This window comes from Frankia casuarinae (assembly GCF_000013345.1).
Lineage (GTDB): Bacteria > Actinomycetota > Actinomycetes > Frankiales > Frankiaceae > Frankia > Frankia casuarinae.
In genome coordinates, this window is sequence record NC_007777.1 from 2,846,101 (window position 1) to 2,862,936 (window position 16,836).

Below are 16,836 nucleotides of genomic sequence, written 5' to 3' on the forward strand. Positions count from 1 at the left end.
CTAGTCCTCCATCGCGATTTCCGCTTCCAGCTCCTCAAGCTGCTGCTGGGCCAGGCTGAGCAGCGGAAAGTCGGACGGGCTGTGCCCGCCGGCCCCCGGGCGGCCCGCCTGAGCGGCCAGCCCGGTCAGCATCGCCACCCACCCGTCGGTCAGCTCCCGCACCGCGTCCGGCTCGAGAAGACCGGCAGGCCACGACAGCGACACGGTGAGCTCGGGCCCGTCGGGCCCGTCTTCGACGATCCCGTCCGCCTCCAGCGCGTGCGCGACGGGCATCCGCTCGGGCATGTCCCCGCCCAGCGCCACCGGCTGCCACTCCTCCTGCCTGGCCGAGGTGGTGAACCGGCCCAGGTAGTTGAACCCGATCTGCGGCACCGGTGGCGCGGCCAGCGCCGGTCCCGTGACCACGTTGAGATAGCGCAGCACGCCGAAGCCCAGGCCATCGCCCGGCACCGCCCGCACCTGCTCCTTCACCCGCTTGATCACCACGCCCGCGGCATCGCCACCCGCCCGTACCTCGGCGAAGTCCACCCGACCCGGGTCCAGCCGGACGGGATGCACGCTGGTGAACCAGCCGACCGTACGCGACAGATCCACGTCATCGGCCAGCGGCTCGCGCCCGTGCCCCTCCACATCCACCAGCACCGGGCCTGGCACCCCGCGCCATTCGGTCACCGCCAGCGACAGACCTGTCAGCAGCACGTCGTCGATCCCGGCGTGGAACACCGCGGGTACGGTTGTCAGCAGCGCCGCCGTCACGTCACGCGGCACCGGGACCGACACCCGCCGTACGCTCGACACCGTGTCGCGAGCGGGGTCCAGGGGACGCCCGCCCAGCGGCGGCTCGGGATCGGCCAGCAACCGCTGCCACCCAGGCAGTTCCGCCACCCGCGCCGGGTCGTCCGCCGAGCCGGCCAGCAGCCCCGCCCACCGGCGGAACGAGGTGCCCACCGGCTCCAGCGAAGCCCCCGTACAGGCCGCCGCCAGGTCCGGCAGCAGCACCCGCCACGACACCCCGTCGACCACCAGGTGGTGCGCCACCAGCAGCACCCGGCCGGGGGCATCCGGCCCCCGATCCAGCCACACCACCTGCAGCATCACCCCGGCCTCCGGATCGAGCCGCCGCGCCGCCGACCGGCCCACCGCGGCCACCAGCGAGGTCAGCTCGGGCCCGGTCAGACCGGCGGCGTCCACCCGGTGCACCGACGAGGAGGCGTCCAGACCAGGCGGCGGAATGTCCAGCCGCCACGAGGCGACGTCCGGGCCGGGGCACACCAGCCGCGCCCGCAGCGCGTCGTGCCGGTCCACCAGAGCCTGGACCGCCGTGACCAACCGGCCCTCGCCCAGCCCAGCCGGCACGATCGTCAGCACCGACTGGGAGAACCGGCGCAGCCCGGTCCGCTCGGCCACCCAACGCATCACCGGGATCAACGGGACCTCACCGACGGCCAGGTCGTCGACCGCCGGTCCGGCGGGCCTGCTCTCCGCCACCAGCGCGAGGCGGGCGGGCGTCTTGTCCTCGAACACCTGCCTGGGCGTGATCACCATGCCCGCACGGCGGGCCCGGGCCACCAGCTGCATCGACATGATCGAGTCGCCGCCGAGGTCGAAGAAGCTGTCGTCGGCCCCGACGTACTCCAGGTGCAGCAGCTCGGCGAACAGCGCGCACAGCGCCTCCTCGACGGGCGTCCGGGGCTCCCGGCCACCGGCCAGGCCCGCGAAGTCGGGAGCCGGCAGCGCGTCCCGGTCCAGCTTGCCGTTGACCGTCAACGGCAACGCGTCCAGCAGCACTACCGCGGAAGGAACCATGTAGTCCGGCAACAGCCCGGCCGCGAAGTCCCGGAGGTCCGAGCCGTCCCCGGCGGTTCCGGCGGTCCCGGCGGTCCCGGCGAGATAGGCCACGAGGTGCCGGTGGCCGGGCTGGTCCTCACGCATCACGACGGCGACCTGGTCGACGGCGGGATGCCCGGACAGCACGGCCTCGATCTCGCCGGGCTCGATCCGGAAACCACGGATCTTCACCTGCGCATCCGCCCGCCCGGCGAACACCAGCCCACCATCGCCGGTCCACCGGGCCAGGTCACCCGTGCGGTACATGCGCTCCCCCGACCCCCCGAACGGGCAGGCCACGAACCGCTCCCCGGTCAACGCGGGACGATTGAGATAGCCACGGGCCAGCCCGGCACCCGCCACATAAAGCTCACCGACCACCCCGGGAGGCACCGGCCGCAGGAACTCGTCCAACACATACGTCCGGACACCCGGCAACGGGCCACCCACCACACTGCCCGTCCCCGCCACCACCCGCTCCCGGTCCAACGCGATGTGCGTGACATGGACCGTCGTCTCGGTAATGCCGTACATGTTGACCAACACCGGGACGTCGCCGGGATACCGGTCATACCACTGCCGCAACCGGGCAGGTTCCAGCGCCTCACCACCGAACACCACATACCGCAACGAGGAACCGACCCCGGCAGCAGCCAACTCACCGATCACCTGATAGAACGCCGACGGAGTCTGGCTGAGCACCGTCACACCCGTCCGGCTCAGCAACTCAACGAACTCCCGCGGCGACCGACTCACCGAGTGCGCCACCACCACAACCCGGCCACCGAGCAGCAACGCACCGAACATCTCCCACACCGAAAAATCGAAGGCATAGGAGTGGAACAAACTCCACACATCATCGGCGCCCAGCCCGTACACCCGACCCGCCGTCTCGATGAGGGCAGCCACATTACGCTGCGGAATCAGCACACCCTTCGGCGTACCCGTCGACCCCGACGTATAGATCACATACGCCGGATGCCCCGGCCGCAACGACCGGACCCGCTCGGCATCCCGCACCGCCGTACCAGGCAGCCCAGCCAGCACACGAACCGTATCCGGGGCGTCCACGACAACCCTGACCGCCCCGTGCTCAGGCAACGCCCCCACGGTCCGCGCCGTACCCAACGTCACCACGGGAGCGGCATCGGCCAGCATAAACGCCTGCCGGGCGGCCGGATACTCCGGATCCACCGGCAGATAAGCCGCCCCCGCCTTCAGCACCGCCAGCAACGCCACCACCATCTCCACCGACCGGGGCAACGCCACCGCCACAATCCGTTCCGGCCCCACCCCCAAACCCACCAACAGACGAGCCAGCCGGTTCACCGCGGCATCCAACTCCGCATAGGTCAACCGCACATCCTCACAGACCACCGCCACCGCATCAGGCCGCGCGACCACCTGCGCCTGAAACATCTCCGGCAACGTCCTGGCCGACACCCCAACAGCAGAGCCACCAACAGCAGAGCCACCAACAGCGGAGCCGTTCCACGCCCGCACCACCAGGTCATACTCACCGTCCGCCAGCACATCCACCTGACTCAACCGCAGACCAGGATCAGCCCCCACCACCTCAAGCAACCGAACCAGACGCCCCACCAACCCCTCCGCGGTCGACCGATCGAACAGATCAGCCGAATACTCCAAAACCCCAGCCAGCCCCGCCGCACCACCCTCGGCATCACGATGCTCGGTCAACGCCAAAGACAGGTCGAACTTGGCGGTCTCGATCTCCCCGGAGCCGTGCCGCTCGACCACCAGCCCGGGCAGTTCCCAGCCCGAGGTCCGGGGAGCGTTCTGGAAGGTCAGCATGACCTGGAACAACGGATGCCGGGCCAACGAACGAACCGGCTGCACCTCCTCCACCAACCGCTCAAACGGCACATCCTGATGCGCATAGGCAGCCAGATCCACCTCACGCACCCGACCCACCACCTCAGCAAACGACGGATCACCACCAAGACCGACCCGCAACACCAACGTATTGACAAAAAACCCGACCAGATCATCCAACGCCGCCGCACCCCGACCCGCCACCGCCGTCCCCACCGGAATATCAACCCCCGCACCCAACCGCGACAGCAACACCGCCACCGCCGCCTGCACCACCATGAACAACGTCGCCTGCCCCGCCCGCGCCACCTCCACCAACCGCCCATGCACCCCCGCACCCACCCGCACCGGCACCGCCCCACCCCGATAACTCGCCACCGCCGGACGCGGCCGATCCACCGGCAACACCAACTCCACCGGAAGACCCGCCAAAGCAGAACGCCAATACCCCAACTGCGCACTCAACAAACTACCCGGATCAGACTCACTCCCCAACACCGCACGCTGCCACAACGCATAATCCGCATACTGCACCGGCAACCCCACCCACGACGGCGCCCGCCCCGACAACCGCGCCGCATACGCCGCCGACAAATCACGCCCCAACACCCCCATCGACCAGCCATCCGCCGCAATATGATGCACCACCACCACCAGAACATGCTCCCGCGCGGACACCACGAACAACGACACCCGCCACGGCAACTCCCGCCCCACATCAAAACCCCGCCCCACCTCCGCCCGCAGCAACAACGGCACATCCTCCGCCGCCACCTCCACCACCGACAGCACGGGAGAGCCGGCCTCACCCGTCAAGATCCGCGATTGTGGCGTTCCGCCAACGTCAGGAAATATCGTCCGCAGGCTCTCGTGTCGCAACGCGACGTCGCCCAGCGCCGCCCGCAGGGCCGCCACGTCGAGGTCGCCGCGCAGCCGCAGGACCAGCGGAATGTTGTAGACCGCCGCGCCGCCCTCAAGCCGGTTGAGGAACCACATCCGGGTCTGGCCGTACGACAGCGGAACCACCGCCGGGCGGACCGCCCGGACCAGCGCCGCCCGGGGCCGTCCGCCGCCGTCGAGCAGCCGGGCGACGCCCGCCGGCGTCGGCGTGACGAACAGCTTGCGGATGTTCACCTCGACGTCCAGCGTCTCCCGGATCCGCGCGATCAGCCGCATCGCGAGCAGGGAATCGCCACCCAGCTCGAAGAACCCGTCGTCGACCCCCACCCGATCAAGCCGCAACACCTCCGCAAACAACGAACACAACACCTCCTCGACCGCGGTACGCGGCGCCCCCCCAGTCACCAACCCACCGAAATCCGGCGCCGGCAACGCCCCACGATCAAGCTTGCCATTAGGCGTCACCGGCAACGCCGGCAACGCAACAACCCCCGCCGGAACCAGATACTCCGGCAACCGCTCCGCCGCGAACTCCCGCACCGCACGACCATCAACATCCCCCGGCACCACATAACCCACCAGATACCTGTGACCCGGCCGATCCTCCCGAGCCACCACCACCACCCGAGTCACCCCCGGAAACACCGCCAAAACCGCCTCAACCTCACCCACCTCAACCCGAAACCCACGAATCTTAAGCTGCGTGTCCGCCCGCCCCACAAACACCAACTCACCAGCAGCAGTCCACCGAACCAGATCCCCCGACCGGTACATCCGCTCCCCAGACCCGGAAAACGGACACGCCACAAACCGCTCACCGGTCAACCCCGCACGAGCCCAGTAACCACGAGCCAGCCCCGGACCCGCAAGATAAAGCTCACCGACCACCCCCGGCGGCACCGGCTGCAGCAGATCATCCAGCACATAGGTCCGGGTGTTGTCCAGCGGATGCCCGATCGGCAGCGGCCCGGGGACCTCCTCCCCCGGCCGGATGTCGAACACGGTCGCGCACATGGTGATCTCGGTCGGGCCGTACAGGTGCCGCACGACGGTGTCCGGGCACGCGGCCGCGACGCGAGCGACGGCGGTGGCGCTGACCACGTCCCCGCCGGTCAGCAGCTCGGGCAGCCCGGCGAAACAGCCGGGGTCCTCCTCGGCCAGCGCCGCGAGCAGACCGGCGGTCACGTGCACGGCCGTCAGCCCGGCACCGGAGATCAACTCGGCCAGCCCGGCGGCATCCAGCGGTCCCGGCGGGGCGATCACGACCTGGCCGCCCGCCAGCAGCGGCACCCACAGCTCCCATGTCGAGGCGTCGAAGGCGTGCGGGGCGTGGAACAGCACGCGCTGATCAGCCCCGCCGGACCAGTGCCGGTCGGCGGCCAGGGAGACGACCCCGGCGTGCGTCACCGCCACGCCCTTCGGTACGCCCGTCGATCCCGAGGTATACATCACGTACGCTAGGTCGCCGTGGCCTGCCACGACGTACGGCGGCGTCAGCGGCGGCCCGGACAGCACCCAGTCGCCCACCGGCACCACGCCCACGCCCGGCGGCGCGGCGAACCCCGCCGAGGCCACCACCACACCGGTCCCGGCCAGCACCTGCGCCACCCGGGCCGAAGGCCACTCCAGGTCGACCGGCACGTAGGCCGCGCCCGCCCTGAGCACCCCGATGAGCACCGCCACCAGCTCGGCCGAGCGCTCCAGCGCCACGCCGACCAGGTCACCCGGCTGTACGCCCGCCACCGCCAACCTGTGCGCGACCCGGTCCGCGGCCTGCGCCAGCCGCGCGTACGACAGCCGCACATCTCCTGCCGCCACCGCCACCGCGTCCGGGCGGGCGGCCACCTGGGCATCGAACGCCGCGGTGAGCCTGGTGTGGCCGAGGGGTACGCCGGTGTCGTTCCACTCGCCGACGATCCTGGCCCGCTCCGCGTCGTCCAGCACGTCGACCTGGCTGACCCGCAGGTGCGGGTCGTCCGCGACCGCCTCAACCACCCGGACCAGCCGTACGACGAGGTCCTCGGCCGTCCGCCGGTCGAACAGGTCGGCCGAGTAGTGCAGTTCCCCGTCGATGCCCGCCGCCGCGCCCGCCTCATCGCGGTACTCGGCGAGGTCGAAGGACAGGTCGAACTTGGCGGTGGCGGCCTGCGACGGCATCACCTGGGTGTCGAGACCGGCCAGGTGCCACTCCCGCTGCGGGGTGCTCCGGAAGCCGAGCATCACCTGGAACAGCGGGTGGCGGGCCAGGGATCGGGCCGGGTGAAATTCCTCGACCAGCCGCTCGAAGGGCACGTCCTGGTGGGCGAAGGCGGCCAGGTCGCCCTCGCGGACCCGGCCAACGAGTTCGACGAAGGTCGGGTCACCGCCGACATCGGTGCGCAGGACGAGGGTGTTGATGAAGAAACCGATCAGGTCGTCCAGCGCGGCGTTCCCCTGGCCGGCCACTGCCGTGCCCAGCGGGATGTCGCTGCCCGCGCCCAGCTTGGACAGCAACAGCGCTACGGCCGCCTGCACCGCCATGAACAGCGTCGCAGCCTGGCCCCTGGCCACGTCGGCCAGGCGGGCGTGTGTCCGCGCGCCGAGCCGGATGGGCACGGATCCGGCCTGGAAGCCGGGCAGGGCGGGGCGGGGCCGGTCCACCGGCAGGTTCAGCTCGGCGGGCAGGTCGGCCAGCGCCTGCCGCCAGTACGCCAGGTGCGCGTCCGACCGGTCCTCGCCGGCCGCGACCTCGCGCTGCCAGATGGAGTAGTCGGCGTACTGCACGGGCAGCGGCGCCCACGGCGGGGCCTGCCCGTTCCGCCGCGCCGCGTAGGCCGTGGCCAGATCCCGGGCGAACACCCCCATCGACCAGCCGTCCGCGGCGATGTGATGGACGACGAGTGACAGCACGTGGCTGCCGTCGGGCACGGCGAACAGCGTGGCCCGTACCGGCAGGTCGCGGCTCACGTCGAAGCCCCGGGTGGCCTCGGCCGTCAGCCGGCTGGGCAGCTCGTCCTCGTCGGTCGGTACGACCACAGGCGTGGGGCGTGCGGCCTCAGCGGTCAGGATCTGCTGCCGCGGGATGCCGTCGGGGTCGGGGAACACCGTCCGCAGGCTCTCGTGCCGTGTGACCACGTCGCCGAGCGCGGCCCACAGCGCGGTCCGGTCCAGGTCGCCGCGCAGCCGCAGCTGCACCGGGATGTTGTAGAGCGCCTCGCCGTCCTCGAGCCGGTTGAGGAACCACATCCGGGCCTGGCCGAACGACAGCGGCACCGCCTCGGGCCGTTGCACGGGCGCGAGCACCGGCTCGTCGGCCGCCGGGTCGCCGCCGGCCCGCACCAGCGTGGCGACCCCGGCGGGTGTCGGCTCGGCCATCAGCTCGCCGATGGTCAGCGCCGTCCGCAGCAGGTTCCTGATCCGTGCGATCAGCTGCATGGCCAGCAGGGAGTCACCGCCGAGGTCGAAAAAGTCGTCGTCGGCCCCGACCCGCTCCAGGCGCAGCACCTCGGCGAACAGGGTGCACAGCGATTCCTCGACCGAGGTGCGCGGCTCCCGGCCGGTCACCAGGCCGGCGAAGTCGGGGGCGGGCAGGGCGGCACGGTCGACCTTGCCGTTGGCGGTCAGCGGCAGCGCGTCGAGCACGACCACGGCTGAAGGGATCATGTGGTCGGGCAGCAGGCCCGCCACGAAGTCGCGGATCTGGACGGTGTCGAGCGTCTCCCCGTCGGAGGCGACGACATAGGCGACCAACCGTTTCTGCCCCGGCTGGTCCGCGCGCGCGATGACCGCGCCCTGGCTGACGCCCGGGTGCATGACCAGCACCGCCTCCACCTCACCCGGTTCGATCCGAAAACCACGGATCTTGACCTGCGCGTCCGCCCGACCGGCGAACACCAACTGCCCCTCCCCCGTCCACCGCCCCAAATCCCCCGTCCGATACATCCGCTCCCCAGACCCGGAAAACGGACACGCCACAAACCGCTCCCCCGTCAACCCAGGCCGGCCAAAATACCCACGCGCCAACCCCACACCCGCCACATACAACTCACCCGTCACCCCCGGCGGCACCGGCTGCAAAAACCGATCCAACACAAACACCCGGGTGTTATCCATCGGACGGCCAATCGGCACCACCGAGGCAACCTCATCCCCCGGCCGCACCTCAAACACCGTCGCACACACCGTCACCTCCGTCGGCCCATACAACTGCCGCACCACCACCCCCGGACACGCCTCCACCACCCGCACCACCGCCGCCGCACTCACCACATCCCCACCCGTCACCACCTCACGCACCCCCACAAAACACCCCGGCGCCTCCTCCGCCACCGCCGCAAACAACCCCGCCGTCACATGCACCACCGTCGGCCCAAAATCCGAAATCAACCCCTTCAGCACCCCAGCGTCGACCCGCCCGGCCGGCGCCACCACCACCTGACCCCCCGACAACAACGCCACCCACAACTCCCACGTCGACGCGTCAAACGCATGCGACGCATGAAACAACACCCGCCCATGAACCTCCCGCGACCAACACCGATCCGCCGCCAACCCGACCACACCCGCATGCGTCACCGCCACACCCTTCGGCACCCCCGTCGACCCCGACGTATACATCACATACGCCACATCATCCGCACCCACCCGCACCGCCGGCGGCCCACACTCCCCCTCCCCATCCACCCAGCCACCCGCCCACACCACCCCGACAGACTCGGGCAGATCAGGCGCCCAGTCGTCGGCCACCACCACCCGCACCCCCGCCTCAGCCAGCACCCGCCCCACCCGCACCACCGGCCACTCCACATCCACCGGCACATACGCCGCCCCCACCTTCACCACCCCCACCAACACCGCCACCAACTCCACCGACCGCTCCATCACCACCCCAACCCGATCACCAGACCGCACCCCAGCCGCCACCAAATCCCGCGCCACCCGATTCGCCGCCGTGTCCAGGCGCGCGTAGGTCAGCGTGACGTACCGGTCCTGCGCAACCCAGTTCGCCGCCGTGTCCGGGTGCGTGTGGGTCAGCGTGACGTACCGGTCCAGCACTGCCACCGCGTCGGGACACTCGGCCACCCGGGCGGCGAACGCCCCGGTCAGCGTGCCGTCGGCCACCGCGGCCCCGGTGTCGTTCCACTCCTGGAGGACCCGGTGACGCTCGTCCGCACCCAGCACGGGCACCTGGCTGACCCGCAGCGTGGGATCGGCGGCGACGCGCTCCAGCACGCCCAGCAGACGTTCGGCCAGCCTCCGCACCGTCGAACGGTCGAACAGGTCGGCGGAGTAGCGCACCACGCCCTCGATGCCGGCCGGTGTCCCGGCGGCGGTCCTGCGTTCCTCCAGGCTGAAGGACAGATCGAACTCGACGGCGTCCCCGTCACCCTGGACCGGCCGCACAGTCAGTCCCGGCAGTTCCCACGGCGTGTCCAGCGGCACGTTCTGAAAGGCCAGCAGGACCTGGAAGACGGGGTGACGGGCGCGGCCACGGAACTCCTCGGCCAGCCGCTCGAACGGCACGTCCTGGTGGGCGTAGGCGGCCAGGTTCCGCTCCCGCACCCGGGCCAGCAGTTCCTCGAACGAGGGGTCGCCGCTGACGTCGGTACGCAGCAGCAGGGTGTTGACGAAGAAGCCGATCAGGTCGTCCAGCGCGGTGTCACCGCGGCCGGCGACCGGCGCCCCGATGGGGATGTCGGTGCCCGCGCCGAGCCGGGACAGCAGCACCGCGATCGCCGACTGGACCACCATGAACAGCGTTCCCCGGCCGCCGCGCACGAGGTCGGTGAGCCGGGCGTGCACCGCGGGGCTGATCCGGATCGGCACCTCACCACCGGTGAAGCTCGCCACGGCCGGGCGCGGCCGGTCGGCGGGCAGGGCGAGCTCGGCGGGCAGGTCGGCCAGTGCCTCGCGCCAGTAGGCCAGTTGCTCGCTGATCAGGCTGTCCGGGTCGGACTCGTCGCCCAGCAGGTCACGCTGCCACATGGCGAAATCGGCGTACTGCACCGGAAGCGGCTCCCACGACGGGGCCTGCCCGCGGGACCGCGCCGCGTAGGCCGTGGGCAGGTCCCTGGCCAGCACGCTCATGGACCAGGCGTCGGTCGCGACGTGGTGGATGACCAGCGACAGCACGTGCTCCCGCTCGGACAGCGCGAACAGCCGGGCCCGCAACGGCGGCTCACGCCCGACGTCGAAGCCGCGGCCCGCCTCGGCCGCCAGCAGACCGGGCAGCTCCTCCGCCGCGGCGAAGACGATCACGAGTTCGGGGTCCTCCCGCAGGATCTGCTGGCGGGGGACACCGTCGGTGTCGGGGAGCACGGTGCGCAGGGCCTCGTGCCGCCGCACGACATCGGTCAGCGCCGCCTGTAACGCCGATCGGTCGAGGTCTCCGCTCAGGTTAAGCGCGTACGGCGTGTTGTAGACCGCGCTGCCCTCCTGGAGCCGGTTGAGGAACCACATCCGGGCCTGGCCGTACGACAGCGGGATCACGTCGGGCCTGGGCCTCGGGACCAACGCGGCGCGGGCCGCGCCGCCCTCGCCGACCAGCCCGGCGACACCGGCCGGGGTGGGCTCGGCGAACAGCGCGCGGATGTCCATCCCGACGTTCAGCTCGGCCTGCACGCGAGCGATCAGCCGCATGGCCAGCAGCGAGTCGCCGCCGAGGTCGAAGAAGCCGTCGTCGGCCCCGACCCGCGCCAGGTCCAGGACCTCGGCGAACAGGGCGCACAACCGCTCCTCGACCGCGGTGCGCGGCCCCCGCCCGGTCGCCAGAGCACCGAAGTCGGGGGCGGGCAACGCCGCGCGGTCCAGCTTGCCGTTGGCGGTCAGCGGCAGCTCCGCCACCTCGACCACCACCGCGGGGACCATGTACTCGGGCAGCCGCCCGGCCACGAACTCCCGGAGCTCCCCGGGATCGAAGCCGGTGCCCGAGGCGGGCACCACGTAGGCGACCAGTCGCTTGCGGTCAGGCTGGTCCTCCCGGGCGAGCACCGCGACCTGGTCGACGGCGGGATGCCCGGACAGCACGGCCTCGATCTCGCCGGGCTCGATCCGGAAACCACGGATCTTCACCTGCGCATCCGCCCGCCCGGCGAACACCAGCCCACCATCGCCGGTCCACCGGGCCAGGTCACCCGTGCGGTACATGCGCTCCCCCGACCCCCCGAACGGGCAGGCCACGAACCGCTCCCCGGTCAACGCGGGACGATTGAGATAGCCACGGGCCAGCCCGGCACCCGCCACATAAAGCTCACCGACCACCCCGGGAGGCACCGGCCGCAGGAACTCGTCCAACACATACGTCCGGACACCCGGCAACGGGCCACCCACCACACTGCCCGTCCCCGCCACCACCCGCTCCCGGTCCAACGCGATGTGCGTGACATGGACCGTCGTCTCGGTAATGCCGTACATGTTGACCAACACCGGGACGTCGCCGGGATACCGGTCATACCACTGCCGCAACCGGGCAGGTTCCAGCGCCTCACCACCGAACACCACATACCGCAACGAGGAACCGACCCCGGCAGCAGCCAACTCACCGATCACCTGATAGAACGCCGACGGAGTCTGGCTGAGCACCGTCACACCCGTCCGGCTCAGCAACTCAACGAACTCCCGCGGCGACCGACTCACCGAGTGCGCCACCACCACAACCCGGCCACCGAGCAGCAACGCACCGAACATCTCCCACACCGAAAAATCGAAGGCATAGGAGTGGAACAAACTCCACACATCATCGGCGCCCAGCCCGTACACCCGACCCGCCGTCTCGATGAGGGCAGCCACATTACGCTGCGGAATCAGCACACCCTTCGGCGTACCCGTCGACCCCGACGTATAGATCACATACGCCGGATGCCCCGGCCGCAACGACCGGACCCGCTCGGCATCCCGCACCGCCGTACCAGGCAGCCCAGCCAGCACACGAACCGTATCCGGGGCGTCCACGACAACCCTGACCGCCCCGTGCTCAGGCAACGCCCCCACGGTCCGCGCCGTACCCAACGTCACCACGGGAGCGGCATCGGCCAGCATAAACGCCTGCCGGGCGGCCGGATACTCCGGATCCACCGGCAGATAAGCCGCCCCCGCCTTCAGCACCGCCAGCAACGCCACCACCATCTCCACCGACCGGGGCAACGCCACCGCCACAATCCGTTCCGGCCCCACCCCCAAACCCACCAACAGACGAGCCAGCCGGTTCACCGCGGCATCCAACTCCGCATAGGTCAACCGCACATCCTCACAGACCACCGCCACCGCATCAGGCCGCGCGACCACCTGCGCCTGAAACATCTCCGGTAGTGTCAGGTCCGCAGTACCAGGCATCGACGTCCCCGCCTCATCCGTCCGGTATCGAGTGGTGCGGCGAGACCTGCCGTCAGTCGGCGGTCTCGTACTCCGCCATCTCCGCGATGAGGCTCTTGGGCCGCATGTCCGTCCAGTTCTCCTCGATGAAGTCCAGGCACGCCTTTCTGGAGTCCTCACCGTGGACGATGGACCAGCCTCCTGGAACCTCGGCGAAGACCGGCCAGAGCGAATACTGGCCTTCGTCGTTGACGAGCACGAAATAGCTGGCGGACTCGTCCTCGAAGGGATTGGTCATGACCATTACCTCTCTCCGTCGGCGACCATTTGGGGATAACGACTCATCCCACTGTAAGGTAACCGACCCGTGACGGGCAGAGCAAGGCGGTACCCGGCCAGATGTCCGATTCAGCAGTTGGACATCCGGCCCTGAAAATGTCCACTCAGATTCGATGACCGAACGACACGCCTCGTCATCGTGCACGCCCCGTTCATAGGCTTCACCCGGCCAGCCGACCCATGGCCCCCGGTAACCGGCTCACCCCGGTAACCGGCTCGGTGCGGTAACCGACTCAGTGCGGTAACCGACTCAGCGCGGCGGGTTGGCCTGCGACTCCACGAAGCCGACCAGCCGCGCGATGCCCTCCTCGATGTCGAAGCGGGTCAGGTAGCTGGTGGACAGCCGGATGCTGTGGTCGCCGCCGCCCTTCGGATAGAAGTAGGACATCGGCGTCCAGATAACCCCGAAGTCCTGCGCCGAACGGGTCAGCGCGGCATTGTCGGCACGGAACGGCACCCGCATGGTCAGGAAGAATCCGCCGCGGGGTGAGTTCCAGCTCACCCCGCGCTCGGCCCGCCGCTCGGCCGGCAGGTGCTTGTCCAGGCACTGCAGCATGGCGCGCATGGTGTCGCCGTAGTAGGCCGAGGTCTCGCCGTTCAGCTCGGAGATCCGGCCGTCGGCGGCGAGCAGGGCCCCGGCGATGGCGGCCTGGCTGAGCGGCGAGGTGTTCACCGTGACCATGCTCTTGATCTTGGCGAGGTCGTCGGCCAGCAGCCCGGTCCCTCCGGAGGCGTCCCGCACCACCTGGTCGGCGACCGCGAATCCGACGCGGGCCCCCGGGAAGACCGTCTTGGAGTAGGAGCCGAGGTGGATCACCCGGCGCGCCGGATCGAGCGACTTCAGCGTCGGCACCTGCGGGCCCGGGCTGACCAGCCGGTACGGGCTGTCCTCAAGGATCAGCAGGTCAAGGCGTACGGCCAGGTCGAGCAGCGCCCGCCGGGCCGGCAGCGGCATGGTCACCCCGGAGGGGTTGGAGTGGTCGGGGACCACGTAGACGGCCCTGACCCGGCGCCCGCGCGCCCGCTCGGCCGCGACCGCGGCCGCCAGATCGGCGCAGTGCAGCCCGTCCGCCCGTTCCTCGACCGGGGTCACCTCGATGTCCAACAGCCGGGCCGCGCCGGTGATCCCCACGTAGCACGGGCTGGAGACGACCAGCACGTCGCCCGGGTCCCGCATGAGCGCCCGCAGCGCCAGGAACATCGCCTCCTGGCAGCCGACCGTGACCACGATGGACTCCGGCGGCACGTCGATGCCCTCGTCCACCCGGAGTGATTCGGCGATCAGCTTCCGGATCTGTCCGGCGGACGGGCCGTACTGGAACAGGGCGTCGCGGATCTGAGCTGGCGAGTCGCCCCGCTCGGCCAGGTGATCGAGATAACGCCGCACCTGCGTGAAGATCTGCTCGATGTCGAAGAAGCCGTCATAGGGCCGTCCAGGAGCGAACGAGATCGCCGTGGGGAAACGCACGGTGACCTCGTTGAGAAAGTTCATCGTGTCCATGACGGGATCGGCGACGCTGGAGTGCAGGTCTTCCTTGCGCAGGTCTTCCTTGCGCGGGTAATGGGTTGTCTCCATCAGCTGTCCTCCACTTTCTGTGGATCGGGGATGCGACCGTGCCCGACCCGGCCGCGGACCAGCAGATCGGTGACGGCGGTGTTCCCCTCGGACCGCAGCGCCGAGGCCGTACGTGCCAGATCCCGCGCCACCTCGTCGAGCACGTCGGCGATCGGATGGGCGTTGGCCGACATGATGCCGAGCCACAGCCGAGGGTCGCCCGCCGCGATCCGGGTGACGTCGCGCGCACCCTGCCCGGTCAGCCTCATGATTGTCTCCGGGGTGTCCACGAAGCGGGCCGCCATCGCCGAGGCCACCACGTGCGGGGCGTGCGAGATCACCGCCATCGCCCGGTCGTGCTCGGCGGGATCCATCAGGACCGGCCGCGCGCCGCAGGCCCGCACCAGCGCGGTCACCGTGGCGGCGGCGGCCGCGCCGGACTCGCCGGTGGGGCACAGTACCCAGGACCGGCCGCGGAACAGGCCGGCCCGGGCGGCCAGCGGCCCTGACCATTCCCTGCCGCCCAGGGGGTGGCCTCCGACGAAGGCCGTGAGGTCGCAGCCCAGCTTGGCAGCCTCGGCGATCGGCGCCTGCTTGACGCTGGCCACGTCGGTGTACACGTGGGCCACCTGGTGCTTCTGCGCGTCCCGCAGGGCGGCAGGCACGGCGGCGGGCGGTACGGCCAGCACCGCGAGGTCGGCGGGAGCGCCCCGGTAGGCGGCGGGTCCACCGGGTAGCACCACCCCGGCGCCGAGGCCCGCGGCGAGCCGCGCCGCCGCCGGATCGCGGTCGGTCAGCAGCACGTCGGCGCCGTGGTCGCGTACGGCCAGGGCGATCGAGGTGCCGATTAATCCGGCGCCGATGACGATGAGGCGCCGGGGCACGAGATCAGCTCCCACCTGCTCACTCCCCCAAGGCCGAGGTCAGGCGCTCTCGGCGGCCCGTTGGCGTTCGACGGCCTCGTACAGGGCCTTGATGTTGTTGCTGCCGAACGTGTGGGCGCCGCGGCGGTCGATCAGCTCGTGGAAAAAGGTCCGCCTGGGGTGCCGGGACGCGGTGAAGATCTGCAGCATGACGCCGCCGTGGTCGCGATCGGCCAGGATATTGAGCTCACGCAGCGTCTCCACCGGGACGCCGACCGGGCCGAGCCGCGCCGGCAGCGCCTCGTAGTAGCTCGCCGGGGTGGTGAGGAACCGCACCCCGCGCTTCGCGCTGTCCCGGACCGCCGCCGTGATGTCGTCGGTGCGGAACGCGATGTGCTGGATTCCCGCCCCGCCGTGCGAGCGGACGAACTCGTCGATCTGGCCGGGGGCGCGGGTGGTGTCCGGTTCGATGATGGTGAAGGTGACCTTGCCGGACGGGCTGCGCACCACCTGGGAGTCCATGGCCTGAGAGCCGACCACGATGCGCTCCTCGAAGGTCCGGGTGAAGCCGAACACGTCCCGATAGGCGCGTACGGTCGGGTGCAGTTCGCCGGCGGGCAGGCAGACCGCGACGTGGTCGATGGCCCTGAGCAGGCCTTCGTTGGAGCGGTCTGGGACGGTCTCCTCGATGAGGCCGGGCGAGAAGGGCCCCTCGACCGCCTCCCGGGAGGTGAAGCGGTGCTCCACGTCGCCGAACCCGGCCACCGACGCGAAGGTCACGCGGCCGCCCGGCGTTCCCAGGGTCTCGGGCGGCGTGACCGGCACCGCTCCACGATTCACCGCCTCGGCGAACGCGGCCTGCGCCTGGTCGACGGCGAAGCCGATGACCGCCACTCCGTCGCCGTGCCGACGGACGAACTCGGCGGCGCGGTGGTCGGAGCTGGTCGCGGCGGTGACGACGACAGTGATGTCGCACTGCCGCAGCAGCACCGACTCGCAGCCCTTGAGCCCGGTGCGCGGCCCGCCTCGGCCGGTGACGGTGAAACCGAAGGAATCGCACAGTTCGGCCGCAGCCTGCGCGGCGTCCTCGACGAACAGCTCAATGTGGTCGATCGAATGAATGTCCATTCTTGCCCCTCCGTTCGTTGCGCCTCGACGCGCTTTCCACCCCAGCCCGCTGGTTAACCGGAATGACGCCCACCCCCGATTACGGATTCTTTTCTCCTG

The 16,836-nt window shown here is 70.5% G+C and carries 5 protein-coding genes; all 5 read right to left on the reverse strand.

Annotated features, from left to right (window positions below; genetic code table 11):
• Positions 1-12,873: a non-ribosomal peptide synthetase gene (locus tag FRANCCI3_RS12315; protein WP_011436862.1), complete on the reverse strand. Its 12,873-nt coding sequence runs from the start codon at positions 12,871-12,873 to the stop codon at positions 1-3.
• 52 nt (positions 12,874-12,925) lie between these two features.
• Positions 12,926-13,150, reverse strand: coding sequence for an MbtH family protein (locus FRANCCI3_RS12320; protein ID WP_035734592.1), 225 nt, complete (start codon positions 13,148-13,150; stop codon positions 12,926-12,928).
• A gap of 291 nt (positions 13,151-13,441) precedes the next feature.
• Entirely contained in the window at positions 13,442-14,767 is a 1,326-nt protein-coding gene (locus tag FRANCCI3_RS12325; RefSeq protein WP_011436864.1) for a PLP-dependent aminotransferase family protein, read from the reverse strand.
• Positions 14,767-15,645, reverse strand: coding sequence for a prephenate dehydrogenase (locus tag FRANCCI3_RS12330; protein WP_011436865.1), 879 nt, complete (start codon positions 15,643-15,645; stop codon positions 14,767-14,769). Before FRANCCI3_RS12330 ends, FRANCCI3_RS12325 begins: the two co-directional genes overlap by 1 nt.
• A gap of 24 nt (positions 15,646-15,669) precedes the next feature.
• On the reverse strand, positions 15,670-16,737 hold the full coding sequence (hppD, locus tag FRANCCI3_RS12335; RefSeq protein ID WP_011436866.1) for a 4-hydroxyphenylpyruvate dioxygenase: 1,068 nt from the start codon (positions 16,735-16,737) through the stop codon (positions 15,670-15,672).
• Between the last annotated feature and the right edge of the window lie 99 nt (positions 16,738-16,836).